General features: G+C 33.6%; 27 protein-coding genes. 11 read left to right on the top strand and 16 right to left on the bottom strand.

What is annotated here, in order from left to right:
• Positions 1-16: 16 nt before the first annotated feature.
• From IMCC3317_RS20605 to guaA, 6 genes are all read right to left on the bottom strand, one after another.
• Positions 17-613 carry an N-acetylmuramoyl-L-alanine amidase gene (locus IMCC3317_RS20605; RefSeq protein ID WP_160131362.1) on the bottom strand — a complete coding sequence of 199 codons (597 nt, stop codon included), beginning with the start codon at positions 611-613 and terminating at the stop codon, positions 17-19.
• A 274-nt stretch (positions 614-887) separates the two neighbouring features.
• Positions 888-1136 carry a DUF3820 family protein gene (locus tag IMCC3317_RS20600; protein WP_160131361.1) on the bottom strand — a complete coding sequence of 83 codons (249 nt, stop codon included), beginning with the start codon at positions 1134-1136 and terminating at the stop codon, positions 888-890.
• A 10-nt stretch (positions 1137-1146) separates the two neighbouring features.
• Positions 1147-1680: a DUF922 domain-containing protein gene (locus IMCC3317_RS20595; protein ID WP_160131360.1), complete on the bottom strand. Its 534-nt coding sequence runs from the start codon at positions 1678-1680 to the stop codon at positions 1147-1149.
• Positions 1681-2082: an OsmC family protein gene (locus IMCC3317_RS20590; protein WP_160131359.1), complete on the bottom strand. Its 402-nt coding sequence runs from the start codon at positions 2080-2082 to the stop codon at positions 1681-1683.
• Positions 2083-2102: 20 nt separating this feature from the next.
• Positions 2103-4025, bottom strand: a complete 1923-nt coding sequence (locus IMCC3317_RS20585) for a LysM peptidoglycan-binding domain-containing protein (RefSeq protein WP_160131358.1) — start codon at positions 4023-4025, stop codon at positions 2103-2105.
• A gap of 20 nt (positions 4026-4045) precedes the next feature.
• A complete protein-coding gene (gene guaA / locus IMCC3317_RS20580) occupies positions 4046-5581 on the bottom strand; it encodes a glutamine-hydrolyzing GMP synthase (protein WP_160131357.1) in 1536 nt (511 codons plus the stop codon).
• Positions 5582-5777: 196 nt separating this feature from the next.
• Here guaA and IMCC3317_RS20575 point away from each other — a divergent pair, with 196 nt between their 5' ends.
• Both IMCC3317_RS20575 and IMCC3317_RS20570 read left to right on the top strand, forming a co-directional pair.
• Positions 5778-6734, top strand: a complete 957-nt coding sequence (locus tag IMCC3317_RS20575) for a zinc metalloprotease (protein WP_160131356.1) — start codon at positions 5778-5780, stop codon at positions 6732-6734.
• A gap of 17 nt (positions 6735-6751) precedes the next feature.
• The gene (locus IMCC3317_RS20570) at positions 6752-7141 is read left to right on the top strand and encodes a hypothetical protein (RefSeq protein WP_160131355.1); all 390 of its coding nucleotides are present in this window, start codon (positions 6752-6754) and stop codon (positions 7139-7141) included.
• A 7-nt stretch (positions 7142-7148) separates the two neighbouring features.
• Here the strand turns inward: IMCC3317_RS20570 and bshC are convergent, their stop codons facing one another.
• Positions 7149-8756: a bacillithiol biosynthesis cysteine-adding enzyme BshC gene (bshC, locus tag IMCC3317_RS20565; protein WP_160131354.1), complete on the bottom strand. Its 1608-nt coding sequence runs from the start codon at positions 8754-8756 to the stop codon at positions 7149-7151.
• Between the two features lie 401 nt (positions 8757-9157).
• On the opposite strand from bshC, the gene IMCC3317_RS20560 reads away from it, so the two are divergent.
• Complete coding sequence (locus IMCC3317_RS20560) at positions 9158-11629, top strand: M14 family metallopeptidase (protein ID WP_160131353.1); 2472 nt, start codon at positions 9158-9160, stop codon at positions 11627-11629.
• Positions 11630-11948: 319 nt separating this feature from the next.
• Here the strand turns inward: IMCC3317_RS20560 and rimO are convergent, their stop codons facing one another.
• The gene (rimO, locus tag IMCC3317_RS20555) at positions 11949-13250 is read right to left on the bottom strand and encodes a 30S ribosomal protein S12 methylthiotransferase RimO (RefSeq protein ID WP_160131352.1); all 1302 of its coding nucleotides are present in this window, start codon (positions 13248-13250) and stop codon (positions 11949-11951) included.
• An 81-nt stretch (positions 13251-13331) separates the two neighbouring features.
• On the opposite strand from rimO, the gene IMCC3317_RS20550 reads away from it, so the two are divergent.
• Together IMCC3317_RS20550 and IMCC3317_RS20545 are read left to right on the top strand one after the other, a co-directional pair.
• Positions 13332-14417 carry a serine hydrolase domain-containing protein gene (locus IMCC3317_RS20550; protein WP_160131351.1) on the top strand — a complete coding sequence of 362 codons (1086 nt, stop codon included), beginning with the start codon at positions 13332-13334 and terminating at the stop codon, positions 14415-14417.
• Positions 14418-14590: 173 nt separating this feature from the next.
• Complete coding sequence (locus IMCC3317_RS20545) at positions 14591-14986, top strand: hypothetical protein (RefSeq protein WP_160131350.1); 396 nt, start codon at positions 14591-14593, stop codon at positions 14984-14986.
• A gap of 232 nt (positions 14987-15218) precedes the next feature.
• On the opposite strand, the gene IMCC3317_RS20540 is transcribed toward IMCC3317_RS20545, so the two are convergent.
• Complete coding sequence (locus IMCC3317_RS20540; RefSeq protein ID WP_160131349.1) at positions 15219-16850, bottom strand: amidase family protein; 1632 nt, start codon at positions 16848-16850, stop codon at positions 15219-15221.
• Between the two features lie 133 nt (positions 16851-16983).
• Here IMCC3317_RS20540 and IMCC3317_RS20535 point away from each other — a divergent pair, with 133 nt between their 5' ends.
• The 6 genes from IMCC3317_RS20535 (at position 16984) to IMCC3317_RS20510 (ending at position 21852) form a co-directional block, all read left to right on the top strand.
• The gene (locus IMCC3317_RS20535) at positions 16984-18321 is read left to right on the top strand and encodes a fibronectin type III domain-containing protein (RefSeq protein ID WP_160131348.1); all 1338 of its coding nucleotides are present in this window, start codon (positions 16984-16986) and stop codon (positions 18319-18321) included.
• Positions 18322-18638: 317 nt separating this feature from the next.
• On the top strand, positions 18639-18809 hold the full coding sequence (locus tag IMCC3317_RS20530; protein ID WP_160131347.1) for a hypothetical protein: 171 nt from the start codon (positions 18639-18641) through the stop codon (positions 18807-18809).
• Between the two features lie 52 nt (positions 18810-18861).
• A complete protein-coding gene (gene gwsG / locus IMCC3317_RS20525; protein WP_160131346.1) occupies positions 18862-19839 on the top strand; it encodes a grasp-with-spasm system ATP-grasp peptide maturase in 978 nt (325 codons plus the stop codon).
• A gap of 3 nt (positions 19840-19842) precedes the next feature.
• The gene (locus IMCC3317_RS20520) at positions 19843-20037 is read left to right on the top strand and encodes a hypothetical protein (protein WP_160131345.1); all 195 of its coding nucleotides are present in this window, start codon (positions 19843-19845) and stop codon (positions 20035-20037) included.
• Positions 20034-21047, top strand: a complete 1014-nt coding sequence (gene gwsS / locus IMCC3317_RS20515) for a grasp-with-spasm system SPASM domain peptide maturase (RefSeq protein WP_160131344.1) — start codon at positions 20034-20036, stop codon at positions 21045-21047. The genes IMCC3317_RS20520 and gwsS overlap by 4 nt, the downstream gene beginning before the upstream one ends.
• Complete coding sequence (locus IMCC3317_RS20510; RefSeq protein ID WP_160131343.1) at positions 21040-21852, top strand: hypothetical protein; 813 nt, start codon at positions 21040-21042, stop codon at positions 21850-21852. Before gwsS ends, IMCC3317_RS20510 begins: the two co-directional genes overlap by 8 nt.
• Before the next feature lie 71 nt (positions 21853-21923).
• On the opposite strand, the gene ftsY is transcribed toward IMCC3317_RS20510, so the two are convergent.
• The 7 genes from ftsY to IMCC3317_RS20475 all read right to left on the bottom strand — a co-directional run bounded on the left by ftsY (position 21924) and on the right by IMCC3317_RS20475 (position 26172).
• Complete coding sequence (ftsY, locus tag IMCC3317_RS20505) at positions 21924-22880, bottom strand: signal recognition particle-docking protein FtsY (protein WP_160131342.1); 957 nt, start codon at positions 22878-22880, stop codon at positions 21924-21926.
• Between the two features lie 396 nt (positions 22881-23276).
• On the bottom strand, positions 23277-23426 hold the full coding sequence (locus IMCC3317_RS20500) for a DUF4295 domain-containing protein (protein ID WP_160131341.1): 150 nt from the start codon (positions 23424-23426) through the stop codon (positions 23277-23279).
• Between the two features lie 7 nt (positions 23427-23433).
• A complete protein-coding gene (gene rpmG / locus IMCC3317_RS20495) occupies positions 23434-23616 on the bottom strand; it encodes a 50S ribosomal protein L33 (RefSeq protein ID WP_160131340.1) in 183 nt (60 codons plus the stop codon).
• Positions 23617-23648: 32 nt separating this feature from the next.
• Positions 23649-23885 carry a 50S ribosomal protein L28 gene (gene rpmB, locus IMCC3317_RS20490; RefSeq protein WP_160131339.1) on the bottom strand — a complete coding sequence of 79 codons (237 nt, stop codon included), beginning with the start codon at positions 23883-23885 and terminating at the stop codon, positions 23649-23651.
• Between the two features lie 70 nt (positions 23886-23955).
• Positions 23956-25212 (bottom strand): competence/damage-inducible protein A, encoded by a 1257-nt coding sequence (locus IMCC3317_RS20485; protein ID WP_160131338.1) that lies wholly within the window; start codon positions 25210-25212, stop codon positions 23956-23958.
• A 3-nt stretch (positions 25213-25215) separates the two neighbouring features.
• Positions 25216-25557: an Hpt domain-containing protein gene (locus IMCC3317_RS20480; protein ID WP_160131337.1), complete on the bottom strand. Its 342-nt coding sequence runs from the start codon at positions 25555-25557 to the stop codon at positions 25216-25218.
• Positions 25558-25560: 3 nt separating this feature from the next.
• Positions 25561-26172, bottom strand: coding sequence for a fumarylacetoacetate hydrolase family protein (locus tag IMCC3317_RS20475; RefSeq protein ID WP_160131336.1), 612 nt, complete (start codon positions 26170-26172; stop codon positions 25561-25563).
• Between the last annotated feature and the right edge of the window lie 5 nt (positions 26173-26177).

Genomic DNA, 26177 nt, shown 5'->3' with positions numbered 1-26177 from the left:
TGGTATAGGTTATGATTTAAAATAATTCTTGTTGTACTCTTTTGATAGCATCTACGTGATATTTAATGATTTTTGCTCGTCCGTCACGCGTCATTAATAACGATTTGCATTCTTCTTCATTATCCATAAAGAAGTTTTCCGTTAGTATTGCTGGCATTCTTGTGCGTTTGAGGACGTAGAAATTTTCTTCTTTGTCTAAATCGCCATCGGAGAAATCTGTTCGCAATCTACGATTCGGGAATTCTCTTTTGAATTCTTCCCCAAAAACCGTTGCAATTTTATCGCTTTTAGTATTTCCTGGCGACGTAAACACTTCACTTCCATGTCCGCCACCTGCATTTGAGTGTACACTAAGATAGAAACAATTTCTTGAACCAAATTTATTGGCTCTGCTCATACGTGTTTCTAAAGTTACATCTCTATATTCGGCGGCTATATTTACATATGGAATTCGAAGTGTTGTTAAATCTTCAATAATTCCGTTTACAATTGCTCTATTAAATTCGCCTTCAAATAGTTGCGAACCATCATTCCATATTGGTGAACGTTTTCCTGGTGTTTGGTAAGTTCCATTGATTAAACCTCCGTGACCGTTGTCTAGTAATACTATCATACTGTGTTTATTTAAACAAAAAATCCCTCAACATATACATTCAATTCATAGGTAAACTACTGATTGACTGCATGTAAAAGGGGAAGTATTAAAGATATGGATTATTTACTTAGTTAAAAAAGGGTCTTTTCCCCTTTTTCCGTAGTTGCGACATAAAAGGTTATAAATACGTAGTAAGATGTAGAGAATTGTAAGAAGTATGGTGAATTTGATTCAGTATTCAGTATTCAGTCTCAGTTGTCAGTTCTCAATACTCAATACTAATTTTTTATAATTAACGCTTTTCAAACTTCCGTTGGATGTTGTAAATGATTGGCTCTAAACCATTTATTTTAATATCAAGCATTTGCGCTAATTGTTGTCCAATTTTTCCTTTTGGAAATCCTTTTTGACGATACCAAATTAGATAGAATTCTGGCAGATTGACCAAATATTTACCTTTATACTTACCAAAAGGCATTTTAGCGTGCGCCAATTCAATGAGTAGTTTTTGTTGCGCTTCTTTGCTTGGGAAATCAGTCATGCTAGTTGGTTTATTTTCTATATCTACTATGTTCTTGAAGTTCTTTTGCAATAAGTTTTTGCCACTTTACTTGTCCTTCATAATTTATAGAATGCTCTGAACCTTTGTCATAATCATTTTGCATTTTATTTAATTCGGCACTAACTTCATCGTAAATTTTAGAAATGACTTGCTGAATATTCTTTGTAGTTTTTACATTTTTGATGCGCTTTCGAAGTTTACGCGCATGCAATTCAGTAATATCAAAATGTAATTGTTCGTGCTTTAATATAGTATCGTTGACACGTTCTTTTAAATACCATGATCGATCTGGATAAAATTGTGCCTCTACATCGGTTGTATATTCTATTTTATCACTGTCGGAAAAGGTTTTTGAACTAAATCCATAGGTAATTCCAGAAGCTGTAATTGCAACAGCTCCAGTATTCGGTTTTGGTTCACCTTCAAAATTTCCCCAATGTAGTTTTTGATTTTGTGTCCACGCAATAGATTCTTCGTCTTGAACGAATAAAAAAACACAAAGTACGACTAAGAGTTTATACATTTATTTCCAATGAAATTCAACAATTTTCTCAATATCTGGATGCAAACTGTAATGCACAGGACAGGTATTTGCTGTGTTTTCTAATATTTTTCTTGTCTTAGTATCCGCTTCAAAAGGCAAATTAAGCTTGACTTCTATTTTAGAGATTCTTCTCGGATTTGACGCCATTGTTTTGGTCACTTCCGCAGTTGTGCCTTCCATGTGTACACCTAATTGTTCCGCCTTAATTCCCATCACAGTTAACATGCAACTTGCAAGTCCTGTTGCTACAGTATCTGTTGGAGAAAACGCTTCTCCTTTGCCATTATTGTCTGTTGGCGCATCTGTAATGAATTCATTTCCAGATTTTATATGTTGAGAAACCGTTCTAAGATTTCCTTTGTAAGTTACTTTTGAAGTCATGAATGTTACTATTTTTTAAATTAATTGGCTTTTTTAATTTCTAATCCATCGTACATTACAATGTAAACACCTTTATTAAAAAATCCGCCAAATAATTTTTTATCGTATTCAAATCTGTTTTCTACATAATTAGTAATCGCACCAGATCGTACACTTTTTGCCAAATCTTTGTCATATGCCAAACGCAATAAAACATCAAAAGTAATGTCAAATCCACGCGTAGCAATTGTACTTGGCGAAATGTTATAAGTACGTTCGTAGTTTTTTACAAATATATTGTCTAAAGATGACGGCTTATCTATAGATGGATAGTGAAAACTCAAATTGGCTAAATGACTGTTATAAACATTGCTATGATTGTCATAACTATCACTTTTATTTGTTGTCAATAATACAATTTTTCGTTTTTCGCTTGTTGTGTATGAATTCAATACAGAAGTGACATTTGCTATGAGTGACAAATCATCTGTTTCCAAAATTACCCAGTTTTCTTCGTCTTTTTTTAGTAATGGTAAAATTTTTGTTGGTTGTATGTAATTTCCCTTTTCAGGATTGAATACACTGGCATTTGGTAAAGCTGATTGCAATCGCGCTTTGATAGCTGCATGACTATTACTCGCTATGATAATTACATTCTTATTTTGCCCTTTTTCTGTAATAAACGCAAGCATAGTTTCCTCCAATATTTTTTTTGTTGGAACCGATTGGTACACATTTCTATGTTTTACTTCTATACTTGAAAGTGGAGAAATAACAGGAATTCCATCTGATTTTAGTTCTGCAGCTACAATTTCTACGTTTGAATCTAAAATTGGACCAATAACCGCGTTTACATTTGAAAAGTCATTGCTTTGCACCAACCTTCTAGTCGCAACTTTATTTCCTTGATTGTCAAGTATTTTCACATTTACAGAAAACCCTAATTGTTTCATAGAATCCAATGCCATTAATGAACCTGTGTAAAATTCGGTAGCGTAGTTTAGTAAACGATCATTTTTTAATTTGTCCTTAGTTTGACTCACAGAATCCATGTTCATTTCGTTCAACTTAAACGGTAACATAATGACAATATTTGATACATTTTCTGTGCTTGCATTTTCCAAAAAGTTGAATCTATCAACAATGACAGCGCCAATAACTTCTAAATTTTCTGTCTCCGCAATTGGCAACTTTAATACCATTCCAGCTTTTAAACCATCTTTCAACGCAGGATTTAACAAAATAAGTTCTTCTTCCGAAACACCAAACTTTCTTGTTAACGTATAGAGTGTTTGTTTTGGCTTTACATCGTAAAACACATATTTTTCAGTACTAGCAACTTGTGGTTTGTCTGTACGAATCGGCAATTTTATTTCTTGTCCAATTTTTAATCCGTCTTTGATTTCTGGATTGAGATCTTCCAATTCTTCAATCGTAAGACCGTAACTATGCGCAATTCCCCATTTTGTTTCTTTTGCTTTTACCGTATAGATTTCAAAAGAAGCTTCTTCATTTTTAGTTTCTTCTTCATCTGTACCAGAAACAACTTCAACAACTTCATCTTTCTTTGTATTAAAAACAGGAATTGCAATACGATCGCCTCTTTTCAAACCATTTTTAGCTACTTTTTCATTGAATTTTTTGATATCATCAATCGCAATACCATATTTTTTTGAAATGCTGTATAACGTTTCTTTTCGTCTTACTTTATGATTGATAAATGTAACCTCAACATCTTTGGAAACCTTTATAGATTTCGAAGGAATAACCAACACATTGTTTTTACGAACGCCGCGTCTTGTTTCAGGATTAAGTTTTATAATATCATCAACGCTCACATTATATTTATCGGCAATACTTTCTACGGTTTCTCCTCTAGCTACCGTATGACTTTTGTATTGCTGTGCTGTTGCAGAACAACCTGTCAATACTATTGCTAAAAAAAATCCTAAAAACTTTTTCATTCTCTACGCTGTTTTATTAATTATTCCCATTCAATGGTTGCTGGCGGTTTTGAGCTAATGTCATACACTACTCTATTAACGCCTTTTACTTTATTTATTATATCGTTAGATACTTTTTGTAAAAACTTATAAGGTAAATCTACCCAATCTGCCGTCATTCCGTCTGTACTTTCTACAGCGCGCAATGCGACTACTTTTTCATATGTTCGCTCGTCTCCCATAACTCCAACAGAGTTTACAGGTAATAATATTGCGCCAGCTTGCCATACTTTATCATACAAATTCCAAGTGCGTAATCCGTCAATAAAAACAGCGTCAACTTCTTGTAATATACGAACTTTTTCAGCAGTAATATCGCCCAAAATCCTGATGGCCAATCCTGGTCCTGGAAACGGATGACGGCCTAATAATTGTTTGTCCATTTCCATAGAAGCACCAACTCTCCGAACTTCATCTTTAAACAATGCTTTTAGTGGTTCTACGATTTTCAATTTCATAAAATCGGGCAAACCGCCAACATTGTGATGACTTTTTATAGTAGCACTTGGTCCACCTGTTGCACTTACACTTTCTATCACATCAGGATAAATAGTTCCTTGTGCCAACCAAGTTACATTTTGTATTTGGTGTGCTTCATCATCAAACACTTCAATAAATACACGACCAATGGCTTTTCGTTTTTCTTCTGGATCACTCAATCCTGCTAGCGCATCCAAAAAGCGTGCCGAAGCATCAACTCCTTTTACATTGAGTCCCATGCCTTCATATTGTTCTAAAACACTTGTATATTCGTTTTTACGTAACAATCCGTTGTTTACGAAAATGCAATATAAATTTTCTCCAATGGCTTTGTGTAATAACATTGCCGCAACACTTGAGTCAACTCCGCCAGATAATCCAAGTACAACTTTATCGTTTCCTAGTTGTGCTTTTAAAGCTTCTACAGTTTCTCCTACAAATGCGTTTGGTGTCCAATCAGGATTTACATTTGCAATAGTTACTAGAAAATTTTCTAGTAATTGTTTTCCATCTTTGGAATGATATACTTCTGGATGAAACTGAATCGCATATGTAGTTTCTCCTTCTATTTTATAAGCCGCATTTTTTACATCGTGCGTACTTGCTAACAGTTTTCCGTTGGTTGGCAAACTTTTAATGGTATCACTATGACTCATCCAAACTTGACTTCCTACTGAAATTCCAGCTAAGAAAGGTTCATTGTCTTGAACGAAATTCAAATTGGCGCGTCCATATTCTCGTGTGTTTGATTCGGCAACTTCTCCGCCAGAAAAATGTGCCAAATATTGCGCACCGTAACAAACGGCTAATAGTGGCTTTTTACCACGAATGCCTTTTAAATCTGGATGAAACGCTTCCGCAGAACGTACAGACATTGGACTTCCCGAAAGAATCACCGCCTTATATTCGTCTACGTTTGCTGGAATTTTGTTGAATGGAAAAATTTCGGAATAGATGTTCAGTTCTCGAACTCTACGCGCAATTAGTTGTGTGTATTGCGATCCGAAGTCTAATATTAATACCTTGTCGTGTTGCATATGCAAAAGTAGTATTTAGATTTTGTTTTTTCGAGTTCAGTTTTGAGATTTTTCATAAAAGTTTCCACAACAAATTGTTAATACCTTTTAGCTGTTTTTTTAATAAGAAACAGTGTTTATCCTCTACTAAATCAAGGAGTTACACTCTTTTCGATTTTATTTTATCAATATAACTTTGTTCAAAAGATCAGAAATCATGGGAAGAGTTTGTAGAGAAGTCCAAGAATGGATTGAAGAAGAAGTAGAACAACGCATGGAAGAATGGGAAGAACGACAAGAAGAAAGATGTCGTGAAGAACCTTGTAATTGGTGGACACTTTGCTTGAATAAATTATTCTGTTGGATGGCGCTCGTACTTGTAAAAGTAATCCGAGTAGTTGTCGTCATTATTGGTAAATGGATTACACGAGTTATTTGCGAAGTTGTATCTTTTATTTTAGATGTCTTGGCTTTTGTGTTCACACTTATTATGAGCATTCCAATTATTGGTGGAATTATTAGAACTATTTTAAATTGGGTTACCGAAATTATATGGCGAATTGTTGGATTGGTTGACTTTGTATTGAGTCTTGCAGGATTTCAACCGCGTAAAAAAATGTATTTCGGACTCATTATTCCAACACACGATGGCGAAGCTATTGCAAGTGAAGCCGATTTGCAACCACAAATTGATGCCGCTATTGAACATATGGATCGTTTGTGTAATATTAATTTGATTTACACTGGCGCGTGTGATTCTGGTGTAAATGCACCAAGTAATCCTTTAAACTATGCGTGTAATGCAGAAGGTTTTTTCCGTGATTGGTTGCTACAAGGTTCATTTTTTGAGTTTGCTACTTCTTTATGCAAGTTTGAAGATGGCTGGAGACGCGTTACTGGCTACGGAGCCGAAATTATTGCTTTTGTAGTAGATGATGTAACTCCTGAACCTAGTGATGGATGTAGTATGGGACCAACTACAAACTATATTTTAACCGAATCACAAACTTCTGATAATATGATTGTTCATGAAATGGGACATGCCTGTTTTTTACTTCACGAAGGTGACGATCCTACAAATATGATGGCGCCAACAGTATTATCAACGCCGCAAACATTGACCAATTGGCAGGTTTCCGTAATTCGTTCTAGTAGACATTGCGTGTATCTATAATTTTAAATTCTTGAAAAATGAAAAAAGAAATTTCTATCAATTCTATGGAACAGCTTTATGAATTGAAATCTATACTAAAACCTTTCAAAAAAATTGAATTGAAACTTCCGTATTTGAATGATTTACAAAATCAAACTTGGGAAAAGCTGGTTAAGAAAGAATATTTTAGTTGTGGTTGTACAACTGGAAGCTATTTTGTCGGTATTGGAATTTTACTCACAATTATATATTTGGTATATATGTCCACATTTGAAATTCCAATTTCTGTGAAAATGATTATTGCTTTAGTTGTTGGAATGGCAATTTTAGGAAAATTATTTGGATTACTTTTTGCACATATTCGATTGTTACGAATAGTACAATCGTTGCTTTATTTACGATTGAATCAAGTATATGAAAGTGCTTAACTCAAGTTTACAACTCCAACACCAAAAATTCACCCGATAACGGTTGTAAATGTTTGATTAATGTTGGAATTAGATTTTCTCCATATTCTAAATATAATTCAGAGAAGTTTTGCTTGCGTTCTTGCAATGAGTTTTTTGGAAATAACCCTTCTTGCAATTCCGTACTTCTGGAAACTTTATCTTTCAGTCCTTTTTTCTGTGCTGTTAACAAACGTTTTTCCAAATGTGCTAAACCCTTGAGTTGTTTGGTTTCTTGTGCGGCAACTGCGCCAATAAATGATTTATCAGTTTGTTCGGCAAGTATATATAAGTCTTTAAATTGCTGTTGTAAATGTTCTTTTTGAGACGTAAAATCGATTTTAATCTCACTTAATTCTTTTACTTTTTTTGTGATGAATGCTTCTCGTTTTAGAAATAAATCAGCATTTGAAATGTTGAGTTTTTCCATCTTTTTCGATTGCTTCTCCGTTTTTACAACCGCAGAATTTCGCAATAGCAACATCGGAAACGTCACATGTACCGCTTCAAAGTATGATTTTAGTTCTAACCAATACGCCAATTCTCCGCCGCCGCCAATGTAACAAAGGTTTGGCAGAATGATTTCTTGATATAACGGACGCAATAATGCATTTGGTGAGAAACGGGCTGGATATTCGTGCACTTCCTGTTTTAGTTGCGCTGAGTTCCATCTCACGGAAGTGTTATTCACGGTAAAAACACCATTTTTTTCAATGATCCGCTCGCGAATTCCTTCTGTAATATAGAATAGGTTTATTTCTCTTGGATTGACTTGAATTTTATAGGAATCGTTAACTTCCGTTAGTTTTTCAGCAGTTTCTAATACTTTTTTATGTGTCGTTTGCTTGAATAATTCATCTTCTACAAACGGAATGAAGAGTTGTTTTAATGCTTTGTCGTTTCCGTCTACAATAACCAAACCGTATTGTTTGAATAATTCGTTGGCAATATAGCGCGTTGCATCTGCGAGATTATTGTGTTTTAGATAACCATCTTCAAATAATGATTGCAAGTATTTTGCGTTATCGCTCGTTCCTAACTTTTTAGAAAACTCTTCAAAAACTTCATCCAATCCTTTTGTGGATAATTCGCCAACTGCACCACTTGCCTCGCGATTCCAGCGGACTTTTTTCCCTTTGTAATTAAAGTAACTGATTTCATCAAAATCGTGATCTTCTGAAGCCATCCAATAGATTGGTACAAAATCGTATTGAGGATATTGCCTTTTTAATTCACTTGAGAGATTTATTGTAGAAATAATTTTATATAAGAAATATAAAGGTCCCGTAAATAAGTTTAATTGATGACCAGTTGTAATTGTGAATGTGTTTTCCTTAGTGAGTTTTGCAATGTTTCCTAAGGTAAATACACTGTTGTCAAAATCATGATATTGTTTCAATAATGCTTTGACCAAAACTTCACGTTGTGACTTATCTGTTAAGTTAGATTCCTGCTTTTCTTTGATTTGCGCTTCAAAGTTTTCAAGTGTTGGGAAACGATTGTAAAATGGTTTTAGCGTCGATTTTTCGGCTAAATAATCACACATTATTGGAGAAAAATATCCAGTTTCGCTATAGGGAATACATTCAATTGGCATAGTTGTCGTCAGGATTTTAAAGTTGTAAAGATATCGTTATTTAGAATGTGATTTTCTGAAAGTTTCGTTAATACTAATTTCATTTTTTTTCTGTGTGTTCTTTTCTTTGCTTGCCCAAAGAAAATGAACCAAAAGAAAAGGCACTTTTATGAGGTGTTTTTTGTTTTTATTCTTTCGATAAAACAAAAACCGCAACTCAAATCCTAAATTTCTTCCAAGGCTTCAGAAATTTTTAACGGATTTAATTTGCTATACTGCATAAAAGACAACGGATAACCTGACAACTATTTATCTTTAATCAAATAGTTCTTGACATATAACTCATTTACTAATCATCTAAATTTATTTATTTTCAAGAATTATTTAGTTAGCTTTGAAACTTATCTAACTTAGCATTTACAATGAGACGACATATTTTCACATTACTTTCATTTTTTATTTTTTCTATTTCAGCTTTTTCGCAAACGATTCAATCGCCTTCTGAGTTTTTAGGCTACGAATTGGGAACGCGATTTACAAATCATTATCAAGTGGTTGATTATTTTCAATATCTAGCGAAAGCTTCCAATATGATTCAATTGCAAGAATATGGAAAGACAAACGAACAACGCTTGTTACAAGTTGCCTATGTTTCAACTGCTGAAAATTTAGGAAATCTGGAAACTATCCGAAAGAATCATCTAGCGAATGCTGGCATCGGAACAACTACAAATACAACAAATAAAGCCGTTGTTTGGCTTAGTTATAATGTACACGGAAACGAATCGTCAAGTACGGAAGCTTCGATGCAAACTACGTATGAATTGATTACGCAAAAGAAAGCTTGGTTGCAAAATACAGTCGTAATTGTAGATCCGTGTATCAATCCTGATGGACGAGATAGATATGTAAATTGGTATAATCAAGTGGCGAGTTTTCCATATAATTCGAGTCAGAAAGCAAAAGAACACGACGAACCTTGGCCTGGCGGAAGACCAAATCATTATTTGTTTGATTTGAATAGAGATTGGGCTTGGGCAACGCAAGTTGAAACGCGTCAACGCTTAAAAGTGTATAATAAATGGTTGCCACATATTCATGTCGATTTTCATGAACAAGGAATTAATGAACCGTATTATTTTGCGCCTGCCGCAGAACCTTTTCATGAAGTAATTACCGATTGGCAACGCGATTTCCAAACGCAAATCGGAAAAAATCATGCGGGATATTTTGACAAAGAAGGTTGGTTGTATTTTACAAAAGAACGATTTGATTTGCTGTATCCGAGTTATGGAGATACGTATCCGACGTTTAACGGCGCAATCGGAATGACGTACGAGCAAGCTGGACATGGAAGAGCAGGTTTAGGAATTATTAATGATGAAGGCGATTTATTAAGTTTGAAAGATAGAATTGCACATCATCATACTACTGGATTGTCAACTGTTGAGATTTCTTCAAAGAACGCTGATAAACTGAATTTAGAATTCAAAAAGTTTTTCAGCAAGAACGATTTCACGTATAAAAGTTATGTTTTAGAAGGAAATCAAAATCGAATCAACAAATTAGCAGAATTGCTAGACAGACACGAAATTAAGTATGGTTTTACGTCAAATTCATCTGTAAAAGGATTTGACTATGAAAGTAGTTCGCAGAAATCAACTACTGTTCCTTTCGGACTTGTTGTAAGCACAAATCAGCCAAAAGCAAACATGGTCAAAGTATTATTTGAACCAAATGCAACGTTGAGCGATTCATTGACGTATGATATTACCGCTTGGAGTATTCCGTATGCGTATGGTTTGAAAACGGTTGCTTCTAAAACCTTAGTTGCTTCTGATCCGATAAATAAGGTTTTTGCTGTGAATGCTGAAAAAGATGCGACTGCGTATGTTGCCCGATGGAATACTGTAAATGATGCTGCATTTTTGAGTGACCTTTTACAGAAAGGATTTCGTGTGCGATTTTCAGAAAAACCATTTACTTCTGGCGGAAATACGTTTGATAGCGGTTCGTTAATTATTACGCGAAGCGATAATAAAAATATTGAAGACCTTCATAAGAAAGTAACAGATATAGCAAATACAAGTGAAATAACACTTTCAAGTCTTAAATCTGGATTTTCAGATACTGGCGTTGATTTAGGTTCGCCCGATGTGAAGGAAATTAAGATGCCTAAAGTTGCTGTCATGTCTGGAAAAGCGACACGATCATTAGGTTTTGGAGAACTTTGGTATTTCTTTGAGCAAGAGTTGAAGTTTCCTGTAACGAATATTAATTCTAGCGATTTTTCAGCAAATACCTTAAATTCATTTAATGTTTTGGTATTGCCTGATGGAAATTATGAATCTCTTTTTGATGAAGAAAAGTTAAAATTGTTGAAGAATTGGGTTTCGCGTGGTGGAAAAGTAATCGCCATTGGAAGTTCTCTGAAAATATTTGAAGGAAAAGATGATTTCGGTTTGTCTAAAAAAGAAAAAGACGAGGAAGACGCTAAAAAAACTATTGTTTCGTATGCAAAAAGTGAACGCGAAAAGATTTCAAACCTTATTACTGGTGCAATTTTCAAAACGAAAGTAGACAACACGCATCCATTAGCTTTTGGGTATGGAGAATCGTATTTTACGTTGAAATTAGGAAGCACCGCGTATAATTATTTAGAAAAAGGATACACAGTTTCCTATTTAGAAGATACGAAAGCAGTTTCTGGTTTCGCAGGATATAAAGCAGCTAAAAATATTGAGAACACCTTAGTTTTCGGAGAACACAGAATCGGTCGTGGAAGCATGATTTATATGGTAGATAATCCGATGTTTAGAGCTTTTTGGGAAAATGGAAAGTTGTTTTTTGCGAATGCTGTTTTTTTGGTAAACAATACTAGTTACGAACTTTAACTCGCGTTGCTCGCAGATTGTTAGAACGCTGCGCTGTTAGATGTTAGACCGCTTCGCTATTAGATTTTCGGTATCGCTTTGCTCTTGGTATTTTGGTATGTGAATTATTTACACGTTTGATAAACTTATAAACCTATCAACTTTTAAACTGAAATTTGATTTGATTTGCTTTTGGGTCTTTAGTCTTTAGTCTTTAGTCTTTAAAAAGTATCATTTACAATTTAGAACCCAACATTTAGTGTTTAACGTTACTTCATCGAAAACTCCTCGGAATGACGTTTGAAACACTTTTACATTTAAAATTTAACATTTATCATTTCTAAACCGGTTCCGCATACAAATCAAAATCAGCAGCTTCTGTGATTTTTACAGTTACAAATTCGCCTTGCTTTACGTAGAATTTTGATGCGTCAATTAAAACTTCGTTGTCAACATCTGGAGAGTCAAATTCGGTACGACCGACAAAATGAGTTCCTTCTTTTCTGTCAATAATACATTTGAAAGTTTGCCCAATTTTTGCCTGATTCAATTCCCAAGAAATTTGTGACTGAATTTCCATAATTTGGTTTGCACGATCTTGTTTCACATCTTCTGGCACATCATCTTCTAATTTATACGCATGTGTATTTTCTTCATGAGAATACGTAAAACAGCCTAAACGCTCAAAGCGCATTTCACGAACCCATTCTTTTAAGGTTTCAAAATGTGCTTCCGTTTCGCCTGGATAACCGACAATTAATGTCGTTCTGATGGTCATTTCAGGAACTGCCGCTCTAAATTCTTTTAATAATTTTGTAGTTTTTGCTTGAGTCGTTCCGCGTCGCATAGATTTTAAGATATCATCTACAATGTGTTGTAACGGAATGTCTAAATAGTTGCAAATTTTCGGTTCTTGATTCATCACATCTAAAACGTCCATCGGAAATCCTGCTGGAAACGCGTAATGTAACCGAATCCACTCAATTCCTTCTACTTTTACTAATGCTTGAAGCAACTCAGCTAAGTTTCGTTTTTTGTATAAATCTAAACCGTAATAGGTTAAATCTTGTGCAATTAAAATTAATTCTTTAACTCCTTTTGCGGCTAATTTTTCTGTTTCTGTAACTAATTCTTCAATTGGTTTCGATCTGTGTTTTCCACGCATTAACGGAATTGCACAGAATGAACACGGACGATCACAACCTTCTGCAATTTTAAGATATGCGTAGTTTTTTGGTGTTGTAGTAATTCGTTCACCAATCAATTCATGTTTATAATCTGCGCCTAACGCTTTTAACAAACGTGGCAAATCTGACGTTCCAAAATATTGATCTACATCAGGGATTTCCACTTCTAAATCTGGCTTGTAACGTTCGCTCAAACAACCGGTAACAAAGACTTTATCAACAATACCTTCTTGTTTTTTCTGAACAAAATCTAAAATTGTATTAACACTTTCTTCTTTTGCATTATCAATGAATCCGCATGTATTAATAACAACAATATTTCCTTCTTCTTCATGTACAACATCTTTTCCGTTGCCTTTCAATTGTCCCATTAAAACCTCAGAATCGTATACATTCTTAGAGCATCCAAGTGTCACAACATTGATCTTATTTTTCTTTAACGTCTTCGTTCTCATATCAAAAAATTCAGTTGGCAAAGATACGATGTAATTTAAACCTTTGGTATATTTGAGCGTCTTAATATGAAAATCTGACCAATGAACCGCTTTTTCTCTATTTTTCTAGTAACTTTTATTATATTATTTGTGAATTGTTCTTCTGAAGCTGTTGATCCGCTTCCGCTAGAAGAAACTCCGATAGCAACTTCCATCTATTTTCCACCATTAAATTCAGACACTTGGGAAACAACTTCTGCTTCAGATTTGAATTGGAATGAAAGTGAATTGCAACCACTTTTAGATTATCTTGAAGAAAAAAACACGAAAAGCTTCATCATTTTACACAAAGGAAAAATAGTTGTAGAAAGTTACCTAAATGGACATACTGAAACTTCGCCTTGGTATTGGGCAAGCGCAGGAAAAACGTTGACAACTGCGGTTTCAGGAATTGCACAAGACGAAAATCTCATCAACCTCAACAACAAAGTTTCCGACTATATTGGAACTGGCTGGACAAGCGCAACGTTGGAAAAAGAAAACTTAATCACCTGTAAAAACTTATTGTCTATGACTTCAGGTTTGGATGATACTTCAGGCGACGGAATCGCGCCAAGCGATTTACAATACGTTGCAGATGCTGGAACACGTTGGGCGTATCACGGCGTATTTTTGAAAATGCAAGATGTTATTGCTTCCGCGAGTAACCAAACGTGGGACGATTATTTTAATGCAAAATTGAAAACTAAAATTGGCATGACTGGCGCGTGGATTCAAACAGGAAACCTAAATGTGTATTGGAGTACAACCAGAAGCATGGCACGTTTTGGTTTGTTAATTTCGGCAAACGGAACTTGGGAAGATACACAAATTGTCTCTGAATCTTTTTTGAATGAAGCAACCACGACTTCTCAAACTATAAATGAAGCGTATGGTTATTTATGGTGGCTTAACGGGAAATCTACGTATCATTTGCCACAAACACAATTTGAATTTTCTGGCGAATTGATTCCGAATGCGCCACAAGATATGTATTGTGGTTTAGGAAAAAACGATCAGAAAATTTATGTTGTTCCAAGTAGAGATTTGGTTATTATTAGAATGGGCGAATCTGCTGAAGATTCAAATTTTGCGCTTTCTAATTTTGATAATGAACTTTGGGGAAAACTAAATCTTCTAATAAATTAGAATTTCTAATTCTGTATTTTTTTATTTACTCTAGAAATCGAAAACATCAAAAATCCTTTGAATTGTTTTTATTTTGAGTAAGATTCTTATAGCTTTAACAATCGTTTATTTTAACAAGAGAAATAATAGGATTCTTGTTATGAACTTTAGACGCAAGTAAAAAATAATATAAGATGACAAAAAAAATTACAATTACTTTTAGTATTATTCTTTATGCTGTTGTTGTTCCATTTTTAGAACTTAATGAAACTCATGTTTGGAATCTTGATTGGACGCCACATGCACGAATTCATGAAGTTTGGCAACTTTTTACCAATTCTAGTATTGGTATTTTATGTCTGTGGCTTGTTTGGTTTAAAAAAGAAACAACGATTAGTGCTTTACTAAGTCTGTTTGTAACTGGCGGATTTTTAGCTGCATATTTACTTAAAAGCAGTTATGGTGGTTCAATGCAACATTCAGACGGAACTGAAAAAATGCTATTCGGTATTAATATGGGAGTTTTAGGATTTGGAATTGCTTTTGTATTAATTATTATCGCTTTAGTATTCAGTAAAATCAAAAGATAATTTCGACTTCACTCAAGGTACTATTTTACTATTTCCGCGTTAGGGATAGAAGCAATTGTTTGAGCTCTTTTACGGAGTGAGATTCCTGCCTTCGCAGGAATGACAGTACGTAAAAAGCGAGTGCGGATAGCCCGGCTGCAATGAAAAAAGCACATTTACCGAACATTGAGGAAACTCGAAATATGAAAGTAAGTGTGCTTTTTTTATTGTGGAAACGCCCAAATTATTTCAATTAATTATAGTTTTTCGGTGCTTTTCGCTTTTTAGAAGCTTGCTCATATACATATGCAAATTCTAGTAAATTTTTCTCTGTGAATGGTTTTCCGATAAATGTCAATCCTTTTGGTTCGCCTTTATTTGTATATCCCATAGGAACTGTCAACGCAGGATATTCTGCAACAGCGGCAAATGCTGCATGATAGTTATTGATTGATAAAACGCCGTCTAAGTTGTGCTCTTTCATTGGAATATCAAAGTATGATTTTCCATTGTCATACAACACTTTTTTTAGGTCTTTCAATTCTTTTTTGTTGGCTTTATCGTTCACAATTCCATAGAATAATTTTTGTCCATATGGCATTGTTTTCAGCGAATCTTTTTTGTTGAAATCGATAATATCCTGCACAGAAGTATATGAAAGTTCTTTGCTTGCATAGTTTTCAAAATACGCTGGCAAATCTTTTTGCATGTCTAAATTCAATAGATTGATGAATTTTGGCAGATTTATCTTTTCTTCTTCAATCTCAACAATAATTGCGCCTTGTTGTTTTAAGATATTTATAGCTTCTATATATAAGGTATCTTTTAACAAACGTGTGAACGCTCCAAAACGCTTTCCTTTGAGTGAAACATTTCCGCTTTTAATGTCTGTGAAGTAATAATGTTTCGTCCATTTTGGGTTTTTACTTTTAGGATCTGATGCATCGTAACCAAATAATGTAGCTAATAAAATAGCATTGTCAATAACGTTTTTTGTCATTGGACCAGGCGTATCTAGTGTGCTAGAAATTGGCACAATTCCTGAGCGACTTAGTAATCCAATCGTTGGTTTGAGTCCAACTACGGAGTTTTGACTTGCTGGCGAAAGTATAGAACCTGCAGTTTCCGTTCCAACGGCAGCAACGGCAAAGTTTGCAGCGACTGAAACGCCGCTTCCTGAGCTTGATCCGCCTGTATCAATGGTTTTTCTTCCGTAAGGATTTAAGGTTTGTCCGCCAATTGCGCTGTAACCACTTGGGCAATCGCCACAAAAGAAATATGCCCATTCGCTTAAATTTGCTTTTCCTAAGATTAGTGCGCCTTCTTGTTTTAAACGCTGTACGATAAAAGCGTCTTTTGTATAATTATCTTTTAATGCAACCGCGCCAGCCGTTGTTGGCATATTTTTGGTGTTGATATTATCTTTTAATAAAATTGGCATTCCAAAAATGAGTGGTTTTAATCTTTTATTGAAAAATTCTTGGTCTTTTTGTTTAGCTTCTGCTATAATGTTTGGATTTATTCGAATCACAGCATTTAAGGACAATTCATTATTTCTATCATATTTTTTGATTCTATACAGATAAAATTTTACCAATTTTTCATACGTAAATATGCCTTGAACTCTACTTTTGTGTAATTCTAAAATGTTTTTTTCAAGAATATATGGTTTCAATCTTTCGTATTCAGTTTCTGGGAAATCTACCATTTCTGTATCTAAAGAACTCCAAATTGTCTGATTTTCAATGTTTTCAGAATCTAACACCTTAAATTTTGTAAATTCTTTTACACTAATATCGGAGATATCACTTTCTGTTTTCACTTGTTCTTTCGTTCCACAAGCAATAAAAAGAAATCCGATGGCTAGATATATAATTTTCTTCATTTTAATTCGTTATTTATGATGGATAAATATACAATCTAAAAGTTTAACTATTTGTAAAGCTAGTTTTTTTAGCTTCTAACTGATAAACTCATCATTGTTTTTATATATTTGTCGTGAACGAAAAAAAAATTTTATGAAAAAAGTAGTTTTACTTCTACTCATAGGAATTGTATTCTCTTGTTCAGATGATATACAAATCCCAGAAATTATACAACCTTGCCAACCTGTTGCAGCTTCTTTTGCATCTGAGATTACTAACAATTCTGCCAAGCTGAATTGGTGTGGAAGCGTTAACCTAGCTGGCGAATGTTTGCCCGTTACAGGTGTAAGTTGGGTAGTTTCGTACGGTTCACCAGGATTTAATCCTGAAGCAGGAATAATGATTACAACGCCTTCTACAAGTACAAATCTTGGAGGATTAACTTCACAGACCTCCTTTGAATTCTATGTGAAATCTGATTGTAATTTAGCAAATAACGAATGGTTTGGACCTGTACAATTTCGTACGTCTTGTCCTGCACCAACAAATTTAGGTATAGAGAACTTAACAAAAACTTCCGCAACTTTTACTTGGACGCCAGGTGGAAGTGAAATTTCTTGGGAAATAAAATATGGTATTTCAGGATTTAACTTGGAAGAAGCTGAATTGTTTGCAACTGGAAATAGTACACAACATACGGTAATGAACTTACAGCCAAATAATGACTACGAGTTTTATGTGCGTGCCAATTGTAATTCAACTACTGATGGAAGTCAAACAGGAAGTTCGAGTGCTTTTTCTGGTCCATTCAGATTTGCAACATGTTTGCCTCCATTAAATTTAACAGCTACGCCAACTCAAAATTCAATGGTTTTAGATTGGGATTCTAACGGAGAAACTTCTTGGGAAGTTCGTTACGGACCAGCAGCAGGATTTGATCCAAATACAGCTACTGCCGCAACTACGAACAATTCCACCTTTACGGTTACAGGTTTATGTCCAAGTACAAACTATGCGTTTGTGGTAAGAACAGCTTGTAGCGCTACGACAACAAGCAATTGGATAAGTACCGGTGCTATTTTTACTACAGCTTTAGGATATACAGGAATGTATACGTATGAAGAGATTGGAAATACAGATGAACCAATTTTTGGCGATCCTGCAACGGTAGAAATCGTGAATGTTTCTGATACGGAAAGAAGTATTACTGTAAAGTATTTAGCAAATTTAGATATCGCTGGAACGCAACCTACAATGACCTTTAATTTTACATTGAATTGTGATGGAACTGTAAGCGTTGCAAACGATCAAGATACAAACTTCAATTGTGGAGGTGATAATGTCTTATTAGGATTGGGCGCAGCAACTCCAACTTCATTTAATATGGTAGATGATACAACTATTGATATTCGTTTTATTGAAGATACGAGCAGCGTAACGTGTACAAATGCTCCAATGACGGAAGTTGTTATTAGATTGACGAAGTTATAATTGAACAGATTATTTTATATAGAAAAAGCCTACAATTTTAAAAATTGCAGGCTTTTTTATTGGGTTTTGTTTTTGATTATTGTTTTGATCTACTTACTTAACAAAGATTAGTATTCATTACAAAATAATTATGCTTCTAATTTATAAAATGTTAAATCCTACAATTTTTAACATTTTTTTTACTTATAAAAAATAATATTCCCTTACGTTTATAGAAAATATTCTCTACGTAGAGAATAATACTTGTTGCGCAACAAGAAGGAGAAAACTGAAAATCCTTTTGTAAAGAGTAGGTGAAATTTTAAATATAATAATTAATGAAAAGCATACACAATCCATTATTCAAAAAAAATGAAATCTATGATTTAGGTTCTATTCAAGGTGCAGGCGATTGCCACACTACACAGCATAAATCAACTACTGATCCTCGTAATGAACATATTACATGTGACCATTCTAAGGACAAATGTGTAGACGAAATTCAATAATTTCACTTAATAGAGCTAGCTATATAGATAGCTCTATTATATTTTATATTTTATGATATTAATATTGAGCCAAAGACTAAGAGAAGTTTCTACTGAAACTCTCATGGAATGGCTAGATTTTCTCGGAGGAAAGCATAAAAGAATAAATGGCCTAAATATCTTGGAATTTGATTTAGTTAAAGATCAAAAAACATTGAAACTTAAGGACTTTCAAATACCTTTAAATGATGTGAATGTTATCTATTTTAGAAGATATATGAGTTTTGAAAAACTATTCAATTTCAAAACATTAAACTTAGATAATAGGAGTAATAGTAATCTTTTAAATCACATTTCATCTGAACTCAAAACGAACTATACTTATTTTCTTAGTTTATTCCCTAAAGCTGCAAAAATATCATCGCTAAAGTCTGAAAAGGATTTGAATAAATTAGTAATTCTAAAAGAAGCAGAAAAAGTAGGTTTTAGCATACCCGATTTTTTAGTTACAGCGAACAAAAATAGCTTAAAACAATTTATTACTAAGCACGGAAAATGTATTGTAAAACCAATGAGTGAATGTTGTACATACATTGTTGACAAAACTATTTATAAAATGCTAACGGAGCTGATTACTGTTGACACTTTACCTTCTATACCTGAGAAATTCTTTCCTTCATTTTTTCAAAATTGTATTGAAAAAAAATATGAGATACGAGTTTTCTTTGTTGATAACACGTGTTATTCTATGGCAATATTCTCTCAGAGTAATACTAAAACAACTACCGATTTTAGAAATTATGATTATGTAAAGCCAAATAGAATAGTACCCTATAAGCTTCCTAGCTTAGAAGCGGAAAAAATAATAACATTCATAAATAAGATGAATTTTAAAATTGGGTCTATAGATTTAATTAAATCAGTTGCTAATGAGTATATATTTTTAGAAGTAAACCTAAATGGACAATACGGAATGCTAAGTCATGCTTGCAATTATCATTTAGATAAAAAAATAGCTCACTATCTTATGAATCAACAAACGGAATCTTAAAAAATGGAAAAACAAAAATTTGTAAAAACACCCGAAAAAGAACATTTTTTACCAGTGAATTATTTTTTGATGGAAGGAGAAGAAATAATTAATAATATTACCGTTGGTGGCATTGATACGTATACGGAATGTGAAAAGTTGAATTCTGAAGGCTACAAGTGTGTTCCATTTTATAAAAAAATATCTAGGTATTTATGAATAACTATTTTATCCTTTTCGCAAATTGCATTCCCGTTAAAGGCTACGCAAGAAGTGTTGTCTGCGATGTACAAACAAATACATTTGAATTTATTCCGAATGAATTGTTTCAGATAGTAACTGAATTTAAAGAGAATACATTACAAGAAATTATACAAAATTTTGGTAAAGAGCACGAGTCGATCATTAATGAATATTTCAATTATTTAGAAGAAAAAGATTTTGGGTTTTGGAATCCTACTTTAATACCTGAGTTAACACCTATTTCCTTAGAATGGCAATCTCCACAACGAATAACGAATGCATTGATAGATGTAAAAAAAGAATCAACTTTACCTTATCATAAGATTAACAAAGAATTAGATGAACTTGGTTGTGCTGCGTTAGAGTTACGATTTAGTTACGACATACGTATACATGAGTTAGATTGCGTTTTATCGTTCTTCGAAAAAAGTACTTTAAGATCTATCGATTTATTTTTAATATATTCTGAAGAACTGACTGATGATTCTTTAAGTAAATTGTTTAAAAAACATAGTAGAGTATTTAATGTAAATATAGCAGAAGCTCCTTTTTCAAAAGATATTTTTTTAGTAAACAAAACGGTATTTATTAATTTTGTGGAAGAAAAAATAGAACCTAGCGTATGTTGTGGCATTGTAAATCCAACTTATTTTAGAATTAATATTGACCATTTTACAGAATCTGTCTCTAAAAACAACTGTCTTAACAGAAAAGTATCTATAGATGGTGACGGACATATTAAAAATTGTCCATCCTTACCAGTAAGTTATGGCAACATTAATGAAATGACATTGAATGAAGCAATAGAGAAAAAAGGTTTTAAAGACACATGGAGTATTACTAAAGATCAAATTGAGACCTGTAAAGATTGTGAGTTTAGATATATCTGTACTGATTGCAGAGCTTTCACTGAAGATACATCAACTATATATGCTAAACCTTTAAAATGTAATTATAACCCTTATACCACAAAATGGAATGATTAAAAATATTAGAAATAAAAAGTACCTAGTTATTTGCTTGCTCTTCATAACACTAACTGGCTGCTTTAATGCGACTAAAAATGAATTAGAATTAAAATCTGACACAAATTTTTGTGATTTTAATAAAGAACTTATCTATAAGTATGACTATTATACAAAAGATGGCGAACAGTTATATCTAAGATATATCAGAAAACATAGTAGCAACGAATGGGAATTGGAAAAAGAGGCTACAGGAGATAAAATTATAACCGAAATTAAATTCAAACTATTTCCTGATGCAATCATTAATTCCAATCAAAAAAAAGTTACTATGGAATATATAGCAGCCAATGGAGACATAGCTTCATGGTCAATGACAGGCTATTATTCTAAAAAAGATTCTATCTGGTTTCATCCTCCGAGGGGATATATATTCAAAATATTAGAACACACGCCTTTTCCTTCTGTTAAAAAACCCTATAAAATTGGTACTACTTGGAAACAATCAGTAACTATACCTAGTGAAGGTTGGAGCGATGCTAGATGGAAAACATGGGAAGGAGAAATTACGACCAACTCTACTTTTGAAATCGTTGACATAAGAAAAGAAAAAACTGCATTTGGAATGATTGATTGTGTTGTAATTGATTCAAAAGCTGTAAGCCGCGTAGGAAGTACTGAATTAAAAATGTTTTTTAATCCAACCTATGGATTTGTAAAATTAGCATATAAAAACATTGATGATTCTATTATTAATTTAACCTTGGTTAGCTTTGAAGATATGGATCCTTCCGTCATTGAAGAAGATATACCAATGGATCATTAACATTTGTAACAACTAAAAAAAGCCTGCAATTTTTGAAATTGCAGGCTTTTTTATTGGGTTTTGTTTTTGATCTATTTAGAGAAAAATGAATCTACAAATTCGTATTTGTTGAATACTTGCAAATCTTCAATTCCTTCTCCAACGCCAATATATTTTACAGGAATTTTAAATTGATCAGAGATTCCAATGACAACGCCGCCTTTTGCTGTTCCATCAAGCTTTGTAACTGCTAATGTAGTAACTTCTGTTGCCGCTGTAAACTGTTTTGCTTGCTCAAATGCATTTTGTCCCGTAGAACCATCTAAAACTAATAATACGTCGTGTGGCGCATCATCAATTACTTTTTTCATGACCATCTTGACTTTCGTCAATTCCTTCATTAAGTTTATTTTGTTGTGCAATCTTCCTGCGGTATCAATAATAATAACGTCCGCATCTTGCGCAACTCCCGATTTTAAGGTGTCAAAAGCTACAGAAGCAGGATCACTTCCCATACTTTGCTTTACTAATGGAACGCCAACTCTATCTGCCCAAACTTGTAATTGATCTATGGCAGCAGCTCTAAATGTATCTGCAGCTCCTAAAACTACTTTTAGTCCTTGCTTGTTAAATTGATGTGCTAATTTTCCAATCGTCGTTGTTTTTCCAACGCCATTTACACCAACAACCATTAATACATATGGTTTTTTGTCTGCTGGAATTGTGTATTCGGTTTCTTCACCAGCATTTGTTTCTGATAATAAACCTGCAATTTCCTCGCGAAGAATTTTGTTTAGTTCTTCCGTTCCTAAATATTTGTCTTTGGCAACTCTGGCTTCAATTCTGTCAATAATTTTCAACGTCGTATCAACACCAACATCACTGCTGACTAATATTTCTTCTAAATTATCTAAAACTTCATCGTCAACTTTGCTTTTTCCGGCAACAGCCTTTGTCAATTTAGAAAGAAAACTTGATTTAGATTTCTCTAAACCTTTATCGAGTGTTTCTTTTTTTTCTGAAGAGAATATTCTTTTAAAAAAACTCATAATTGTGTTCTTATTTTTTATGTTATACCTAATGGATTTTAAAATGATTGATAAAAAATTGAATTATATTTTCTTTATGTGACACAGAAAATCTAAGCATAGCCTTAGTTACGGTTTTATTTTATGTTGAAACAGAAAGGAAATAGAACCGATTTTAAACTATCATTTTAAAGTTTATTTGGTATTATATACAATCAAAACTGATTGCATAAACTGCAAAACAAGATACTTAAAATTATCGTAGGTTTTGCATTGCTGTTTTTACATTAGGAAATAAGTCAATTACCTTGCCCAATTCGCAAACATGAAAAACTGTCATTCTTTTGCGTTCACATATAAAAACAAAAAGCTACTCTCTTTCGAAAGCAGCTTGTAGTGCAGTATAAAATGTATACTTTATTTATTTAACCAATCGTTCACCTTTTCTGGTGTCATAATTGATTCAACAAAAGTGTAAGCTCCCGACTTTGGAGATCTTACCATCTTGATTGCTTTTGTTAGTCTTTTTGATCCTGTTTGTAAGGATGCTACTGATTTCTTTGCCATGACTTAATTATTTTATTTCTTTATGAACAGTCATTTTCTTTAAGATTGGATTAAATTTCTTAACCTCTAACCTGTCCGGAGTATTTTTCTTATTCTTAGTTGTGATATATCGTGAAGTTCCTGGTTTCCCTGAACCTTTGTGCTCTGTACACTCTAATATTACTTGAACTCTATTTCCTCTTTTCGCCATTACTGTTGGTATTTATACTTTATGACTGTATATTACTTGATAAAACCATTTGCTCTTGCTTCTTTAAGCATCGCAGAGATTCCTTTTTTATTAATTGTTTTTAATGCTGAAGTAGATACTTTTAAAGTGATCCACTTATCTTCTTCAGGAATATAAAAACGCTTTTTTGTAAGATTCGCATTAAATTTGCGCTTTGTCTTATTCATTGCGTGGGAAACGTTGTTTCCTACCATTGCTTTCTTACCTGTTAATTCACAAATTCTAGACATCTGTACTAAACTTTTAAGTTATTCAAAAACGAGGTGCAAATTTACATTTTTATTTTTTCTCAGCAAATATTTATTTACTGTTTTTTAAAATTTCTTCTAGTAACATTTGAAAAGCTTTCGTAACTGCCTTATTTACTACCTTTTCCCTCGGTTGTCCAAAATTAAATTCTTTTGAAATGATTCCACTTGGAGTTGCAATTCCAATAAAAACAGTCCCAACTTCAGCATCTGAATTCCCTTTACTCGGCCCAGCGTTTCCTGTAGTTGCTATGGCGTAATCTGAATGATAGACTTTTTTTGCTCCTTTTGCCATCGCTTCTACTACTTCTGCACTCACCACTGAATGTTTATCAATTAACGCCTTAGAAACGCCTAAAAGATCAATTTTGGATTGTGTTGCGTATACGACCGCGCTTCCATTGAAAAACGCGGAAACGCCTGATTCATGGGTTATTTCAGCAGCAACGCGTCCACCTGTGCAACTTTCGGCAGCAGCCAACGTATGACCTTTTGCCACTAACAACGTTCCAATTTGCGTTATAATATTACTTTCCCCTTCTATTCCTTGAATGATATCTCCAATGATTGGATAGAGTTTTTGCGCATATTCGTCAACAGCAGTTGTAATTTGCGCTTTGTCTTTCCCTTTTCCTGTAAGACGCAAACGTACTTTTCCAAAACTTGGTAAATAGGCAAGTTTTACATTTTCTGGCAGATTATTTTCCCAATCTTCAATTTTCATCGCAATACTACTTTCGCCCATTCCATAGGTTAAAATTGTTTTGTGATATATAAAAGGACGTTCAAATTCTGCTTGTAGTTTTGGAATGATATGATTCGTCATTAATCCACGCATTTCATATGGAACACCTGGCATGGAAATAAAAACTGTATTGTCTTTTACAAGCCACATTCCTGGCGCAGTTCCGTATTCGTTCATCAATATTTGTGCTTTAGAAGGCACCAATGCTTGATCACGATTCATCGTAGATATCGTTGATGAAGTAATGTATTTTGCAAATAACTCTTCAATATGTGCTAAAACATCTGTATTCTGAATCAACTCATCTTCAAAGTATTCACACAACGTATGTTTGGTAATATCGTCTTTTGTAGGACCTAATCCGCCTGTGATTAGTACAACATCAGCTTTCGCTTTGGCAGCTTCTAACGCTTCTAAAATGTGTTGTTTATCATCTTGGATGGAGGTAATTTGATGTACTGAGACTCCAATTTCATTCAACGCTTTGGAGATGAATACCGAATTTGTATCTACAATTTGTCCGATGAGAATTTCATCGCCAATAGTGATTATTTCTGCAATCATACGTTAGTCTAAATTGAATTCTTTCTTTAATTCGGCAATGTTCGACTTGATTTCTGCATTTACAACTTTAAATGTTGTCGCAATATCTGCCATATTACTTTCTGCCTTTGTCCATTCTAATATTTGAAGATTTAGCGCGTACGGTTCTTGCATGCCCAATAAGTCTAAATTTGGCTTTATTTTATGGCTTACTTGGTAGATAGCTTCATAATTTTCTAAAGCAACTTCTCTTTCAAACCTTGCAAGATCTTCTGGAATTTCTTCAATAAAAGCAACGACAACTGCTTCTATAAATTCAGTATCTCCATCTGATATTGCTTCTATTTTTTCTAAATTGTAACCCATTTTTTATTTTACTTGTATTGTAAATAATTGTTGTCCTTCTAAATATCCTGTCAATTGATCGTCAGTAACTACTTTGCTTACACCTGCTGGCGTTCCAGTAAATATGATGTCTCCTATTTTTAAGGTAAAATATTGTGAAACATATGCAATCAACTCATCAATTTTCCAAAGCATTTGTTTGGTATTTCCTTGTTGAACAATTTCGCTATTCTTTTCTAACCTAAAATTAAGGTCATTCAAATCTGCGAATTGATCTTTTGAAACCCATTTTCCCACAACTGCCGATCCATCAAACGCTTTCGCTTTTTCCCACGGCAATCCTTTTTCTTTTAGTTTTGATTGCAAATCTCGCGCTGTAAAATCAATCCCTACACTAATTTCACTATAATATTTGTGCGCAAACTTCTGATCAATATATTTTCCCAATTTATTAATTTTTACCAAGACTTCCACTTCATGATGGATTTCTTTTGAAAAATCGGGAATAAAAAACGGTTGCTTCTTCAAAAGTATAGAAGAATCAGCTTTCATAAAAATTACTGGATCCGATGGTTTTTCATTTTCTAGCTCTGCAATATGCGCTGTATAATTTCTTCCGATGCAAATAATTTTCATGCTAT

The organism is Kordia antarctica, assembly GCF_009901525.1.
Lineage (GTDB): Bacteria > Bacteroidota > Bacteroidia > Flavobacteriales > Flavobacteriaceae > Kordia > Kordia antarctica.
The sequence above is the reverse complement of the archived record's forward strand: the minus strand, read 5'-3'. Positions and strand labels throughout refer to the sequence as shown.

Coding starts and splice junctions, on each gene's coding strand:
- IMCC3317_RS20605 (WP_160131362.1), bottom strand. CDS start 613: ATGATAGTATTACTAGACAACGGTCACGGAGGTTTAATCAATGGAACT.
- IMCC3317_RS20590 (WP_160131359.1), bottom strand. CDS start 2,082: ATGACTTCAAAAGTAACTTACAAAGGAAATCTTAGAACGGTTTCTCAA.
- IMCC3317_RS20535 (WP_160131348.1), top strand. CDS start 16,984: ATGAAAAAAGTAGTTTTACTTCTACTCATAGGAATTGTATTCTCTTGT.
- IMCC3317_RS20475 (WP_160131336.1), bottom strand. CDS start 26,172: ATGAAAATTATTTGCATCGGAAGAAATTATACAGCGCATATTGCAGAG.
- rimO (WP_160131352.1), bottom strand. CDS start 13,250: ATGAGAACGAAGACGTTAAAGAAAAATAAGATCAATGTTGTGACACTT.
- bshC (WP_160131354.1), bottom strand. CDS start 8,756: ATGCCAATTGAATGTATTCCCTATAGCGAAACTGGATATTTTTCTCCA.
- IMCC3317_RS20540 (WP_160131349.1), bottom strand. CDS start 16,850: ATGAAGAAAATTATATATCTAGCCATCGGATTTCTTTTTATTGCTTGT.
- IMCC3317_RS20510 (WP_160131343.1), top strand. CDS start 21,040: ATGATTAAAAATATTAGAAATAAAAAGTACCTAGTTATTTGCTTGCTC.
- rpmB (WP_160131339.1), bottom strand. CDS start 23,885: ATGTCTAGAATTTGTGAATTAACAGGTAAGAAAGCAATGGTAGGAAAC.
- IMCC3317_RS20600 (WP_160131361.1), bottom strand. CDS start 1,136: ATGACTGATTTCCCAAGCAAAGAAGCGCAACAAAAACTACTCATTGAA.
- IMCC3317_RS20595 (WP_160131360.1), bottom strand. CDS start 1,680: ATGTATAAACTCTTAGTCGTACTTTGTGTTTTTTTATTCGTTCAAGAC.
- rpmG (WP_160131340.1), bottom strand. CDS start 23,616: ATGGCGAAAAGAGGAAATAGAGTTCAAGTAATATTAGAGTGTACAGAG.
- IMCC3317_RS20575 (WP_160131356.1), top strand. CDS start 5,778: ATGGGAAGAGTTTGTAGAGAAGTCCAAGAATGGATTGAAGAAGAAGTA.
- IMCC3317_RS20570 (WP_160131355.1), top strand. CDS start 6,752: ATGAAAAAAGAAATTTCTATCAATTCTATGGAACAGCTTTATGAATTG.
- IMCC3317_RS20530 (WP_160131347.1), top strand. CDS start 18,639: ATGAAAAGCATACACAATCCATTATTCAAAAAAAATGAAATCTATGAT.
- IMCC3317_RS20480 (WP_160131337.1), bottom strand. CDS start 25,557: ATGGGTTACAATTTAGAAAAAATAGAAGCAATATCAGATGGAGATACT.
- IMCC3317_RS20500 (WP_160131341.1), bottom strand. CDS start 23,426: ATGGCAAAGAAATCAGTAGCATCCTTACAAACAGGATCAAAAAGACTA.
- IMCC3317_RS20545 (WP_160131350.1), top strand. CDS start 14,591: ATGACAAAAAAAATTACAATTACTTTTAGTATTATTCTTTATGCTGTT.
- gwsS (WP_160131344.1), top strand. CDS start 20,034: ATGAATAACTATTTTATCCTTTTCGCAAATTGCATTCCCGTTAAAGGC.
- guaA (WP_160131357.1), bottom strand. CDS start 5,581: ATGCAACACGACAAGGTATTAATATTAGACTTCGGATCGCAATACACA.
- IMCC3317_RS20520 (WP_160131345.1), top strand. CDS start 19,843: ATGGAAAAACAAAAATTTGTAAAAACACCCGAAAAAGAACATTTTTTA.
- IMCC3317_RS20485 (WP_160131338.1), bottom strand. CDS start 25,212: ATGATTGCAGAAATAATCACTATTGGCGATGAAATTCTCATCGGACAA.
- IMCC3317_RS20550 (WP_160131351.1), top strand. CDS start 13,332: ATGAACCGCTTTTTCTCTATTTTTCTAGTAACTTTTATTATATTATTT.
- ftsY (WP_160131342.1), bottom strand. CDS start 22,880: ATGAGTTTTTTTAAAAGAATATTCTCTTCAGAAAAAAAAGAAACACTC.
- IMCC3317_RS20585 (WP_160131358.1), bottom strand. CDS start 4,025: ATGAAAAAGTTTTTAGGATTTTTTTTAGCAATAGTATTGACAGGTTGT.
- gwsG (WP_160131346.1), top strand. CDS start 18,862: ATGATATTAATATTGAGCCAAAGACTAAGAGAAGTTTCTACTGAAACT.
- IMCC3317_RS20560 (WP_160131353.1), top strand. CDS start 9,158: ATGAGACGACATATTTTCACATTACTTTCATTTTTTATTTTTTCTATT.